The sequence below is a fragment of the Oxalobacter aliiformigenes genome (assembly GCF_027116575.1).
Lineage (GTDB): Bacteria > Pseudomonadota > Gammaproteobacteria > Burkholderiales > Burkholderiaceae_D > Oxalobacter > Oxalobacter aliiformigenes.
Genome location: NZ_CP098252.1, coordinates 1,221,586 through 1,234,684 on the forward strand (window position 1 = coordinate 1,221,586; position 13,099 = coordinate 1,234,684).

The following is a 13,099-nucleotide window of genomic DNA, read 5'->3' on the forward strand; positions in this document are numbered from 1 at the left end:
TTTCCTGCATAACGGCATTCTTCCGGATGGAACCGGCAGGGAAACGGGAAGAAAGAGAAGCTGTTTGACATAGAGGGGACGATCCGGCACACACCCATCGAAAGGCCGTCCCCTGTTTGGATAACTTGTCGATTCTTTTTCAGACCATCATGACTCGTTCAACATCCTTTCACGTTTCTGACGAAAACAGAACGCTCGGTTCCCTGACCTTCGCCATATTCCTGACCTATCTGACCGTCGGGTTGCCGCTGCCCGTCATTCCCCTGTTCGTCTATCACGAACTCGGCCTGTCCAATACGCTGGTCGGTATCGCCGTCGGTTGCCAGTTTCTTGCGACCGTCCTGACGCGCGCCTATGCCGGGCGTCAGGCGGACAATGTCGGGGCCAAACGCACCACCTTGAAAGGCATGCTGACCTGTTCGATGGCCGGCGTCATGTATCTTCTGGCGGCGCTGTTGCCGCTGCCGCCCCTGTTTCGCTATGGCCTGCTTTTGGCCGGCCGGCTCTTTCTCGGAGTCGGCGAAAGCCTGCTGGTGTCGGGCAATTTCGCCTAGGCGTTAGGTCTCATCGGCCCTGGCAAGTCCGGAAAAATCATGTCCTGGAACGGTATGGCGATTTATGGCTCGCTGGCTGCCGGTGCCCCGCTGGGACTGCTGATGAACCGGCATTTCGGGTTCGTCGCTCTCGGGATTTCCACACTGGCATTACCTCTTTTGGCCCTGCTGCTCGATTCCCGCATCCGGAAAACCGATATCACCGGCGGACGGAAGGTCTCGCTTTTTTCCGTGGCCAAAATGGTCTGGCAGCCGGGGTTGGCCCTCGCCTTGCAGGGATGCGGGTTCGCGCTCATCGGCACATTCATGTCCCTGCTGTTTTCCTCAAACGGATGGGGACACGCCGGGCTGACCCTGACCTGTTTCGGCATCGCTTTCGTCGGTGTCCGTCTGGTATTCGGCCATCTGCCTGACAAAATCGGCGGCATCCGGGTCGCGATGGTTTCGTTGGCTGTCGAAGCCGTCGGCCAGACCGTCATTCTGTTTGCCACCGATCCCCGGGTGGCGCTGGCCGGGGCGATGATCACCGGTTGTGGCTGTTCGCTCATGTTCCCGGCACTGGGTGTCGAAGTCGTCAAACGGGTGCCGATACAGGTGAGGGGAACGGCTGTCGGCGGTTACGCCGCTTTTCAGGATGTATCCTATGCCGCCACCGGCCCGGTCACCGGTTTCATGGCCACCGCGCTGGGCTATTCGTCCGTATTCGGAGCCGGGGCGTTTTGTGCGCTGGCCGGTATCGTCATGGTCATGCTCTTCGCCCGTTCCTCTCTGCCGCCTGAACCGTGATCCGGACGACCGGAATCGACCGCACGGGCTGGCGGGAATATCCGGTTGTCCGTAAACCGGAAAACGCTTTGGGGACCGGCTTGCCGAAACACGGGGCACTGCGGCAGTTTTCACCAACAGGAACGCCATAATGTCCCCGTTTCCGGCTGCTCGCCGGCAGAACGGGAAATACGCGTGGTTACGGACGGTATCCGGTTCATGCCGGGAGGGCATCGGTGGTGTGGGCCGATCCTGCCGGCAAATGGTATGTCCCGATTGTCGGGCCTTTTTGCGGATATCTTTGTCCTCTCGTGAATTTCTGACGGTTTCTCGGGATGGGTGTCGTGCCGGAAATTTTTGCCTGTGCCGGGGAGGGGCAGCGGCGTCCGGCACGGTATCGTCGTGCGTTTGGGAATGAAAGCCGTTTTCCTGCCGGTCTTTTTTCTGCATGGCATCCGATGAAACCGTCCGGCGGCATACCGGTACGGATATCGCCCGGTTTGACTGGCGGGGGCGGAATAGATATCTGGGAAAAATGTGTGCAGGTGTATCAGTCGGCAGGCGTTATGACGCCGTTTCCGTTTTTCCTCCCGGCGCGCTTTTTCTGCGGCGTCCATCTCATCCCAGTATTCGCACGCGATTCTGAACAAAACCGGCGAGAGCAGAAGCGGGGCGATGAAATTCGGTATCGCCATCAGGGCATACATCGTGTCGGCGACCAGCCAGAGGGCACCGAGATCGACGAACGGCAGCGTGCCGATGGGGGATCGACAGCCTCCAGAAAAAGTGAAACGGTTTGATGGCGCTTACGCTGAACAGATACTGGGTGCATTTTTTGCTGTAGAAACTCCAGCCGATGATCGTGATCAGCGCGAACGGAACCTGCCCGATGCTGACACATACTGCCCAGACCGTTGCGGGTATAGTACATCGGGCCGCCGATATAATTGCCGAGCAAATCTTTTTCACGGTAACGAACGGCCAGTGCCGCTTCGGAAAACTTGATGGCCATGCCGGCCAGCGCGATCAGCCATACCCGGAAAAGGGCATCCGATCCGCCGAAGCAGATCGCCGTGGCTACACCCGCGATATTGCCGGTGCCGACTATGGCGGACATGGCGGTCATCAGCGCGTTGAAAGGGGAAATGTCGCTTGCATCGTCATTTTTCCGGTGGCCGCGCCACATCATCCTGAAGGTGAAGGGAATGCGGCGCTGTGCCATGAAACGGTAACCGATCGTCAGAAAAAATCCGGTACCTGCCAGAAGCGGCAGCAAAACGGGGCCGCTGGCGAAGCGGTTGAATTGTCCGAGCAATTCGATAAATCTGTTCCTGCTAATGAAATTCTCTTGAAATTCCTGTCGTGATGCAGGGCGTCCGGCGTGTCCGGTTCGTCTTTTCATGCAAAAACAGAATCATTGTAACAAGTTGCCGGACAGAAAGGCAGCCAAGGCGGAAAAAGAAGCGTGAAAAACATTCCGGATACCGGAATGGCGGTGCCGGAAAATTGGCAGGATCATCCGGAAGGGCTGCAGACGGGTAGACCGGAAATCCGGTCACCGGCAGATCATGGAAAGGAATCTTTCAAATACCGCCATCGGAATCCGTTATGGATGGGGCATACGTAAAAAACGTGAATAGAAAAAGTATGGCGAAAATCGTTAATTTTTCTGTTAATGATTATTAAAAGACATTAACGGAAGTTTCTGGATCATAGGGAATTATACCAAACAAAAGGGTCAACTGGGAGGAAAAACATGGCGGAACAATGAACAGGACATTGCGAAACCGGAGCGGGTATAGAAAAAGTCAATGAAAAACAAATAGATGCAGAATGGAAAATGTCTGCTAATAATCATTAGGTATCGTTAATACCTGAATGTCTCAAAATCATGCACTCAATTCAATTCCCGAAGAACCGTATCAGCAGGATCGTCAATGAAATTTTCTGTGTGACAGTCATTCCTTTATGCCTGTTTCCCTTTGCTGTTTCCAGGGGTGCTGAGTATCAATTACCGGATAATGGCAATACTATATTTGCACAACCAGGTGCGGGGGAGGGGAATACAGTTCTGATAAACGATTCTGTCACTGGTGGCGGTTGGGCGATTATAGGGGGGTACACAAGCGGCGCAGATGCTGGCTGGAATAAGATAATAACCGACAATATCGCCAAAGATATACAGATCGGAATGTCCATTCTCGGGGGATTGAAGCAGGCTGGTACTGGAGCGGCAAATTCAAACGAAATCCGCCTTGCGAATTCCGGTGGAACCACCACTGTTTCCGGAGACATTAGAGGGGGTTTCAACCAGGGAACCGGCAATGCGGATAACAATGAAATTCACCTTGAAAATACCGTGGTTGCAGGCGCCGTTCAGGGCGGGATTGCAAGCCGCGCAGGAGACACGCTTGAAAATAAGGTAAGCATGACGGGCGGCAGCGTCGCAGGAAGCGTCGCAGGTGGTTATATTGACGGGACAGGCAGCGGTCGGGCTGATGGAAACCGGGTGAGCCTCGGAAATGCCAGTGTCGGGCAAAATATTGAAGGCGGCTTTAATCTGGGAACAGGTGAGGGCAGCGCCAGTCAGAACGAGGTTGCCATTACAGTGGATAGTACGGCAGCGGATGGTTCAGGCTTTCAGATCGGCGGTTTTGTTGCCGGAGGCGTTATGGGTCAGCAGGGGGAGGGAAACGCGAACAGTAACAAGGTTACGGTGACCAATACCAGCGCCCGGAATTTCCTTGTCAAAAGTTATGTCGCGGGTGGCTACAATCAGGGAACCGGCAATGCGGATAACAATGAAATCCACCTTGAAAATACCGCGGTGACAGGCGCTGTTCAGGGCGGGATTGCAAGCCACACAGGAGACACGCTTGAGAATAAGGTAAGCATGACGGGCGGCAGCGTCGCAGGAATCGTCGCAGGTGGTTATATTGACGGGACAGGCAGCGGTCGGGCTGATGGAAACCGGGTGAGCCTCGCAGGTACCAGCGTTGTGCAAGGTATCACAGGAGGATTGAATTATGGAAGTGGAAAGAGCAGTGCCAGCAGTAACACGGTTTTTATTAATCATGTTGACGGGAATACCGGTTCTTTGAATGGAGCCGCGGAAGGTCCAGCCTTTCGAACCGGGGAAAGTCCGGATGTGTCGCCTGATGAAACAGGAGCGTATGTTGTTGGTGGTCATATTTCGTATATGGGCGAGGGAGACACAAACGACAACCATGTCATAATAAACAACGCTCACGTCAAGCAGTATATTGTGGGCGGCGAAAATGAAGGGAGTGACAGTCCCGATGTGACGGTGCCGTCTGGACAGAGCAATGCCAATAACAACATTGTTTATCTTGAAAATGCTGAATTATCCGAGTACGACGCCGACGGTGCGGTGATACCACGTCATTATGTGGTTGGAGGTCTTGTGGGCAGCCAAAAAAATGGAAACGCAAACGGCAATGCGGTCACTCTTGTAAATAGCAGGTTCACAGGAAAATATATAGCAGCGGGCCTGAACCAGGGAACCGGGGAGGTAGCGGGAAACACGGTCAGGCTTGAAGACAGTACGGTTTACGGTATTGTCGCGGGCGGTTTGGACTGGGGCTATGGAAGGGTCAATCTCACCGGCAACCATGTCATAATCCGGGGCGGCAAGGTTATAAGGGACTTAACCGGACAAGGTGACGAGTTCCAATCGGCCATGGCAATTGCGGGAGCTCGCTCTCTGGAGGGTGAACGTGTTGAAAAGAACATGGTTAGTCTCGGGCAGACCGAAATTGTGGGCAATGTTGCCGGGGGAGCTAATCAGGAGGGCGGAAACGCCCGGGAGAATGTGGTAACCATTACGGGGAGTACCATCCAGGGATACGTTGGTGGCGGTTATATTAATGGTGCTATTCCCGGTAATAATGGCGAAGAAGGGCACGCCGACGGCAATACGGTCACCATTACGAATACCCATGTGAAGGCTCTCAAGATGGAGAACGGTGACGTTGTTAATGACGGTAACATTGGCGGCGGATACAACCAGGGAACAGGAACAGTCAGCGCTGATAACAATAATATTTCCATTTCCGTTGAGGATAATGAACCTATTGTGGGAATGAAGGCAGGTGAGACAGACACGCGCTTTGAAGTCGAAGGTTTTGTTGCCGGAGGCGTTATTGGTCAGAATGGAACAGGAAGTACAAACAATAATACCGTCACCATCATCAATAGCAGTACCCGGGGAAAAACCCTTCACATCGGAAACTATGTCGCAGGCGGATACAATGATGGAGAAGGCGGCCATGCTGATGGTAACACAGTCACCATAAAAAAAGCCGAGGTCGGAACATATATTGCGGGCGGCTATAATACAGGGACTGGAAAGGATGTTTCTGTCAATCAGAACACCGTAAATCTTGAAGAGGTTAGTCTGACTTCTTCTGGCGGCACAGATGGCCATTTTGTTGTTGGGGGAGTTATTGCTGGAAACAACGAAAGCGGAACCGTGTCCGGGAACAATCTCACCATTCGAGACAGCACACTCACCGTAAAGTATGTGGCAGCGGGCGTGAATCAGGGGAGCGGGAATGTAACAGGAAACAGCGTCAAGCTTGAAAACAGTACTGTTTACGGTATTGTCGCAGGCGGTTTGGACCGGGCTGATGAAAACGCTGTGATTGGCGGAATGGTGAACCTTACGGGCAACACGGTAAGGATCACAGGCGGTTCAGTCCAGGGAGACATCATGGGTGCCCGCGACCGAAAAGAAGGGGGGGGAATGCTCCGGGAAAACCGCGTTATTCTTGATGGAGTGGGTCATGTCACAGGTAATGTCACAGGCGGACTGAATCAGGGAAGAGGAAGCGCTCTGCAGAATAAGGTAGCCATTACGGGGAGTACCATCCAGGGATATGTTAACGGCGGTTTTATTGACCGCTCTGTCCTTGCTGCCGGCGAGAGTAAAGAAGGGCAGGCCGACAGCAGCACGGGTGAAGCAAGACAAGCCGACGGCAACACCGTCACCGTTACGAATACCCGTGTAAAGGCTAACGGAGGCTTTGGTGGCAACATTCACGGTGGATTCAATCAGGGAGAGGGAGCGGTCAGCGCTGATAACAATGAAGTCTTCCTTTCTGTTAGGGATGATAATGATCCGGCTGCGGGAATGAAGGCGGGCAAGACAGACACAGGCTTTGACGTCGAAGGTTTTGTTGCCGGAGGCGTTATTGGCCAGAATGGAACAGGAAGTACAAACAATAATACCGTCACCATCATCAATAGCAGTACCCGGGGAAAAAGCCTTCACATCAAAAATTATGTCGCAGGCGGATATAATGAAGGTACCAGTACCAGTACCAGTACCGGAAACACCGTTAGGCTTGAGACGGGTGGCGATGTGCAGCTTGCTATTGATGGTTTTGTCATTGGTGGCTATGTCCGGTCCGGAGAAGCCGGGAATACGGACAGTAATACAGTCACGATTACAAATGGAGCGGTTGGAGATGTCAACAGCACTTCGTCCTATGTAGCTGGAGGACTGAACGATGGGACAGGATCGGCAAGTGGAAACCGTGTCGTGCTTGCTGGAAATACCATCGTCCGTGGTAGTGGTGTCGTAGGTGGCAGTGTGACAGGCGCAACGAACAATGCCGGAGAACAGGACGCATTCCCGGAAAAAAGGGAAGCCGGCTATTCAACAGGAACCGGACAAAATGAAGAAAGCGCTGATCTCGCTGTTGTCAGGAACAATACCGTCATGGTATCGGATGATGTCCGGGTGGAGGGTGGCCGGGTTGCGGGAGGAGAAAGCGTGGCCGGCCAGCCGGGAAAATCCGGTATTGCCACCATCGAGTCCAATACCGTTACGGTGAATGGCGGTGTCATTTCTGCTGATGTGTACGGGGGCACAGCGGTCACCGGACGTGTTCTGGATAATACGGTAAACCTCAATGGTGGCGCACTCCGGGGCAAGGTCTTTGCCGGCAACAGCTCGGGGATAGTGCAGAATAACACAGTCAACCTCGATGGAAAAAACGGAATCGACATCACAGGAGCTTGGCTCATTGGAAGCGGCCAACACGTGGCTACGGGGCAAAATGGCAACACCCTGAACATCAGAAATTTTAAAGGGCGTGCGCAAAACATTGGAAACTTCGACCGCATCGACCTCGATCTGGCGGGGTTGACGCTTCGTGCCGGTGACCCGATCATCGTCCTGACAGAAAAAGAAACGACCCGTCTCGGTAACAGCACTATCCACCTCCACACTGCTCAGAAAGCCATAGCCCACACCAACAGTGCGCTTGTCCCACGCTACGAAGTCATCAAAAACAAAACAGATGCCGGCCTGACAGCAGAAAACGTCAAATACGAAAAAGGACAAGTCACCGTCCGCGAAAAAGGAGCCCTCCAGGCCCTCTACAAAGTAGAATGGGACGGCCCCGGCATCGATAGCGTTGACGGAGACAGCATCGACCTCGTCAAAACAGGAGAAACCGAAATCGTCCCCGGAACAGAAACCATCAACGAAAGCCGGCTGGCCCTGACAGACTTCCTGAACGCGGCAGGAGACTTCATCCTCGACCGCAAACTCCAGTGCAGCCTGCGGGAAGACGGAAGCATCCCCGAGACCTGCTTCTATGGCGCCGTCAGCGGAGGAGACCTGCACCACGACCTGAACGGAAACAAAGCCTGGGCCCACACCACAGGAACCCACTGGTTCATCGGACTCAGAAGCAAACTCAACGAAAAACAGGACACCGAAAAAGACCTCAACGGAGCCCTGTACATCGAAGCCGGCTGGGGAAACATAGACACCCATAACCGGTGGGCAAAAGGAAACGGAGACATCCACTACTACGGAATCGGAGCCATCGGAGAAAGAAAACAGAAAGAAGGAAACTGGAAAGGCACCTACCTCCAGGCCCATGCCAGAATCGGTCGTGCCTTCAGCGACTACAACAGCCGCCTCAAAGACGGAAGCGGAGAAAAACTCGACTACGACAAAAACAGCACCTACTACGGAGCGGGACTCGAAATCGGTCGGGAATGGCAATACCACCCCGACTACATGCTCGACAGCTACCTCAAATACCGTTGGCTGCACCTGAACGGCTTCAACACAGAAATAAACGGAGCCGACCACAAACTCGACGACATCGACAGCCACCGTACCCGGCTGGGAACCCGGCTCAACTACACAGCGGAAAAAACCGGCATGCCCTACATAGGCATAGCCTGGGAACACGAATTCGACGGAAACGCGAGAGGAAGCGTCATGGGATACAGCCTGAAAGACACCAGCCTGAAAGGAGACAGCGGCGTACTGGAACTGGGCGTTAAATTCGTACCGTCGGAAAAAAGCCGGTGGAACTACGACTTCACAATAGAAGGCTACGTTGGCCAACGGGAAGGCGTCATGGGCAACTTCGTCGTCAATTATCTGTTCTGATCGCCGGCTTCAATCCAATACAAAACACGAAAAACACAAAACACGAAAAAAGGAGCGGAAATCGCTCCTTTTTTTGTCGGTATGTCCCGGGGGGAAAACCGGAAACGGCAAAAATCCGTAATACCTGAAAATACCCGGTTTGCGGGGAAAACCGGAGGTATGCAGCATACCTGTTTGCCGGAATTCCCGAAATATATCCGGTTATGGTGAGTGACGATTCCCTTCGGGGAAACGGGACTGCAACCTGTCGATATTGTCGTGCCAGATTTTTTCGCAAAGCGGTTTTCTTTCATCGGGAATGCGGTGCAGGGAAAAGAATGCGACAGACAGGAACATGGCGGCAATTTCTTCCCAAAACGATACAGGACGGCGGGGAAGCGAAAAACCGGAATGACGAAAGCCCTTTTTTCCGGTTGTTTGCGTACGGGGGCTGGTTTCCGGTTAAGGCCGATTATGAGGTGTCGTCACGACGGGAGGGAAAAACCGGTTTCATCCTCTGCACAAGCAATCTGCCGGAAAGGATGACGAAGGGATTTCCTCGCGGTGACGTACCTGAAAAGCGGGGAATCAGGAGGCCTTTCCTTCCGGATGCGGTTTTTTCAGGCGCGTGATGCGGACAGTCAGAATACGGCGGCCACGCATTTCGAGCACTTCGAAGCGGAATCCGTCGTCATCGAACGACTGGCCTACCTGCGGTACCGACCCGAAGCGTTCGAGCACAAAACCGTTCAAAGTCGTGTATTCCTGATCGTCGTTGACCAGCCCGTCAGTTTCCAGTGTCTGTTCCACACTGTACAGATCCGTGGCCCCGTCGATGTCCCAGACGCCATCTTCCACTTCCGTGACCGACAGCTGTTCGTCCTCGTCGGGGAATTCGCCGGCGATCGCTTCCAGAATGTCGATCGGCGTCACCAGCCCCTCGACGGAACCGTATTCATCGACGACCAGCGCCATCTGGCCACGGGACGTCTTGAACAGATCCATCGCTTGCAATACACCGACCGATTCCGGCATGACGACGGCTTCGCGGATACTTTCGTCGCAGATCCTGCCGTAAGTATGCAGATCGTCCATCAGATCCTGTGCCCGGGCGATCCCGCGGACATTGTCGAGCCGGGAACGGGCGATCGGGAAGAAACTGTGCGGCGTGTGGCGGAGCTGTTCCTGGATTTTGTCGGCATCATCATCCAGATCGACCCAGGTGACCTCGTTTCGGGGCGTCATGATCGAGCGGATCGACCTCTCTCCCAGCGTCAGCACACCGGAGACCATATTGCGTTCTTCCTCACCGAAAGCCGGCGCTTCGGCAATGACCGTTTTTTCTTCGGCCTCCAGTTCGCGCGGTTCCGTACGGGTTTTGCCGCCCAGAAGGCGCAACACGGCGTCAGCCGTCCTGTCGCGCAGCGGAATCTGCGCCATGTGTTTCATGAAATTGTGCTGGGCGATCTGGTTGAACATCTCGATCAGGACGGAGAAGCCGATACAGGCGTACAGATACCCTTTCGGGATATGGAAGCCGACCGATTCGGCGATCAGCGACAGGCCGATCATGAGCAGGAAGGACAGACAGAGCACGACGACAGTCGGATGCTTGTTGACGAACTCGGTCAGCGGTCTGGATGCCCAGACCATGATGCAGACGGCGATCACGACAGCGGCCATCATGACCGGCAGATGGGTGACGATGCCGACGGCGGTAATGACGGAATCCAGCGAGAAAATGGCATCCAGCACGACGATCTGGGTGACGACGACCCAGAAACTCGGGAACACGCGCTGTTCATCCTGATGGTGCGGCCTTCCTTCCAGCCGCTCGTGCAATTCCATCGTGGCCTTGAACAGCAGGAAAATGCCACCGACCAGCAAAATGAGATCTCGGCCCGAAAAGGAGAGGGTGTAAATGAAAAAGATCGGCCGGGTCAGCGTGACCATCCACGACAGGAGCGAGAGCATGCCAAGCCGCATGAGCATGGCGAGGATCAGTCCGGTCAGCCGGGCGTGATTGCGTTCTTTTACGGGGAGTTTATCGGCTAAAATGGCGATAAAGACGAGATTGTCGATACCCAGGACGACTTCCAGTACGACCAGAGTCAAGAGACCGATCCAGATAGCCGGATCAAACAGCCATTCCATAAATGAATAAAAAGTTGTTGAAACGGACACATTATCGCAAAAAACAGGGACATATACCTAACGATTTTTGAAAAGGTCTTAAAAATGTCGTCATTTTTTGTGAAAATACTGAAAATGTCGTTTAAAAAACGCGAAAAGGCGGAAAGTGTCACAGCGTGAAAGAAAAGGCGGCCGCCCGGAACATCGCACCCGGCAGGCTGACGGATGGACGTCGGGGCGACCATGCCCGGAAAGGCCTGATAGAGGAAATGTGCCACCGGCCTGCACCGGAAAAAACGGGCGAGATGTCCGGCTGGCGTCGGCTTTTGCACGATAGCCTGAAAATATGTCGGCAACATGACAGAAAAAGAATATGAACGCAAAAGAACTGATCGACCGTCTTGGCCTTGTTCCGCATCCGGAAGGCGGCTATTACCGGGAAACCTACCGCAGTGCGGGAATCATTCCGGCCGGGGCGCTTTCTCCGGCATTTGGCGGAGAAAGGCACTATTCGACCGCCATTTTTTTCCTGCTGGAATCAGGTGACATATCCCGCCTGCATCGCATCCGTTCCGACGAAATATGGCATTTCTACGGTGGCGGACCGCTGAAGCTGGCCATGATCGCGCCCGATGGAAAGACTGCTGAAATCGTGCTGGGACCGAATATCGAAGCGGGAGAGCATGTCCAGTATGTCGTTCCCGCCGGTGTCTGGTTCGGGGCGACACCGAAGCGGGGCAGCGCCTTTTCCTTCGTCGGTTGTACCGTCTCGCCCGGATTCGATTTCGCCGATTTTGAAATGGGCGATAAAAATACCCTCAAGGCGGCTTTTCCGGATGCGGTGGCCTGTATCGGGGAATTTGGCTGAAAAAGGCCGTGTATCCCGATCATGAAGAGCCGACCGCCCGGTTATTCCGGTTCGGGAAACAGCGGTTTTCTTTCATGATTTTTCCGAAAGCCCCATGCTGGCCGGCAATGTCTTGCCGACGTGTATCGCCCGTTTTTTGCCGGCCGTTTTTTCCAGAAAACGGCAGATGCCGACCGATATCAGCGACATCGTCACGGCGAACAGGAAAACAAGCCATTTGATCGGAACGGTATCCCGGTACGGGGAAATATCGGGGACTGCCAGTATGAATATCCACCAGAAAAACCATATGAAAACGAAATGAATCGCCATGATGTGAAACGATTCTTTTCCGATATGAATGAGAGCCTGTTTGACCGGACGGATCATTGTCGCGTACCGTGAGACCAGAAATACCAGAGCGATGCCGCAAAAAGCGATCAGAAACGATCTCGGCCGGATTTTCGTCTCGAAAAACATTGTTATGATGTCTATACCCGGAAAATGATGGAAATACCGTTTTTTCCAGTACAGGGCGCCAAGTGCCAGAACCCACAGAATCCATTGTCCTTTCCCGTATAACAGGAAATCCCTGTGCCGATAAACGATATGCCCGAAACCGATGAAACAGAAGGCGTAAACGGCCCGTGCCAGCCATCCCGCCAGCCGGTTGTTTATATCGATGGGGATTCCGCCGTTGACCGCGCTGTAATACAGAAAGATCAAAGCCGCGATCACGATGATTTTGTTCCGGGAAGATTGTTTGTACCATTCGAATACCGGACGGAAAACGAACCACAAGACGAATCCGGCCCACAGAGCGGGAGCAAACCAGAGCGGGCTTGCCAACGGCTGGGATGGCCAGGAAGTCATGGTATCGTAAAACACCCTCACAGGCGTCAACCATTCGAAAAACCGAGTTTTCGGAATTTCAGCTGCTCTGGAAAGAATACGGATAACATTGATTTCCCGTAGTTGAAGAAGAGCGGTATTGACTTCCGGCAACCGGCAAAGAATGAAAGCAAATACCCCGAAAAAAATCACATAAAGAAATGTCGGTTTCAGAAGATCGACGGATTTGCGCTTCAGGCCTTCCGCAAACGGGCATTTGGCCAGTGTCGGGGCGAAAAAACCGGAAATGAAAAAGAACAGGGGCATATCGACCCCGGCCATGAAACCAATGCCGCAATGAAGTGCGACAACCAGCAAGATACCGATTCCCTTGGCGATATCGGTGATTTCATCGCGTTTTTGCGGCGGAAATCTTTTTCCGGATTTCCGGATATCCATCTTCGGAGACAATGCGGGAGTATTCATGGGAATGTTACAGGACCAGTGACGGGTAATATGTCCGCTATTAAGTATTAACGGACATTTTTTATA

7 protein-coding genes are annotated in these 13,099 nt (G+C 53.5%); 4 read left to right on the forward strand and 3 right to left on the reverse strand.

Going from position 1 to position 13,099, the window contains the following annotated elements; translation table 11 throughout:
• The first annotated feature begins 149 nt into the window (after positions 1-149).
• Positions 150-554, forward strand: a complete 405-nt coding sequence (locus NB647_RS05650; protein WP_269282303.1) for an MFS transporter — start codon at positions 150-152, stop codon at positions 552-554.
• Positions 555-593: 39 nt separating this feature from the next.
• Positions 594-1,340: an MFS transporter gene (locus NB647_RS05655; protein WP_269282305.1), complete on the forward strand. Its 747-nt coding sequence runs from the start codon at positions 594-596 to the stop codon at positions 1,338-1,340.
• A 673-nt stretch (positions 1,341-2,013) separates the two neighbouring features.
• Here the strand turns inward: NB647_RS05655 and NB647_RS05660 are convergent.
• Positions 2,014-2,721, reverse strand: a complete 708-nt coding sequence (locus NB647_RS05660; RefSeq protein ID WP_269282306.1) for an alanine:cation symporter family protein — start codon at positions 2,719-2,721, stop codon at positions 2,014-2,016.
• A 489-nt stretch (positions 2,722-3,210) separates the two neighbouring features.
• On the opposite strand from NB647_RS05660, the gene NB647_RS05665 reads away from it, so the two are divergent.
• Positions 3,211-8,757, forward strand: coding sequence for an autotransporter outer membrane beta-barrel domain-containing protein (locus NB647_RS05665; RefSeq protein ID WP_269282308.1), 5,547 nt, complete (start codon positions 3,211-3,213; stop codon positions 8,755-8,757).
• Between the two features lie 567 nt (positions 8,758-9,324).
• Here the strand turns inward: NB647_RS05665 and NB647_RS05670 are convergent.
• Positions 9,325-10,890: a TerC family protein gene (locus NB647_RS05670; RefSeq protein WP_269265677.1), complete on the reverse strand. Its 1,566-nt coding sequence runs from the start codon at positions 10,888-10,890 to the stop codon at positions 9,325-9,327.
• A gap of 352 nt (positions 10,891-11,242) precedes the next feature.
• Between NB647_RS05670 and NB647_RS05675 the strand changes: the two genes are divergently transcribed.
• Positions 11,243-11,737, forward strand: a complete 495-nt coding sequence (locus NB647_RS05675) for a cupin domain-containing protein (protein ID WP_269282310.1) — start codon at positions 11,243-11,245, stop codon at positions 11,735-11,737.
• Positions 11,738-11,809: 72 nt separating this feature from the next.
• On the opposite strand, the gene NB647_RS05680 is transcribed toward NB647_RS05675, so the two are convergent.
• Positions 11,810-13,033: an acyltransferase family protein gene (locus NB647_RS05680; RefSeq protein WP_269282311.1), complete on the reverse strand. Its 1,224-nt coding sequence runs from the start codon at positions 13,031-13,033 to the stop codon at positions 11,810-11,812.
• Positions 13,034-13,099: the final 66 nt, after the last annotated feature.

What these genes read in the sequence shown, in the direction of transcription:
- NB647_RS05660 (WP_269282306.1), bottom strand. Translation starts at nt 2,721, where the DNA reads ATGAAAAGACGAACCGGACACGCCGGACGCCCTGCATCACGACAGGAA.
- NB647_RS05670 (WP_269265677.1), bottom strand. Translation starts at nt 10,890, where the DNA reads ATGGAATGGCTGTTTGATCCGGCTATCTGGATCGGTCTCTTGACTCTG.
- NB647_RS05655 (WP_269282305.1), top strand. Translation starts at nt 594, where the DNA reads ATGTCCTGGAACGGTATGGCGATTTATGGCTCGCTGGCTGCCGGTGCC.
- NB647_RS05675 (WP_269282310.1), top strand. Translation starts at nt 11,243, where the DNA reads ATGAACGCAAAAGAACTGATCGACCGTCTTGGCCTTGTTCCGCATCCG.
- NB647_RS05680 (WP_269282311.1), bottom strand. Translation starts at nt 13,033, where the DNA reads ATGAATACTCCCGCATTGTCTCCGAAGATGGATATCCGGAAATCCGGA.
- NB647_RS05665 (WP_269282308.1), top strand. Translation starts at nt 3,211, where the DNA reads ATGCACTCAATTCAATTCCCGAAGAACCGTATCAGCAGGATCGTCAAT.
- NB647_RS05650 (WP_269282303.1), top strand. Translation starts at nt 150, where the DNA reads ATGACTCGTTCAACATCCTTTCACGTTTCTGACGAAAACAGAACGCTC.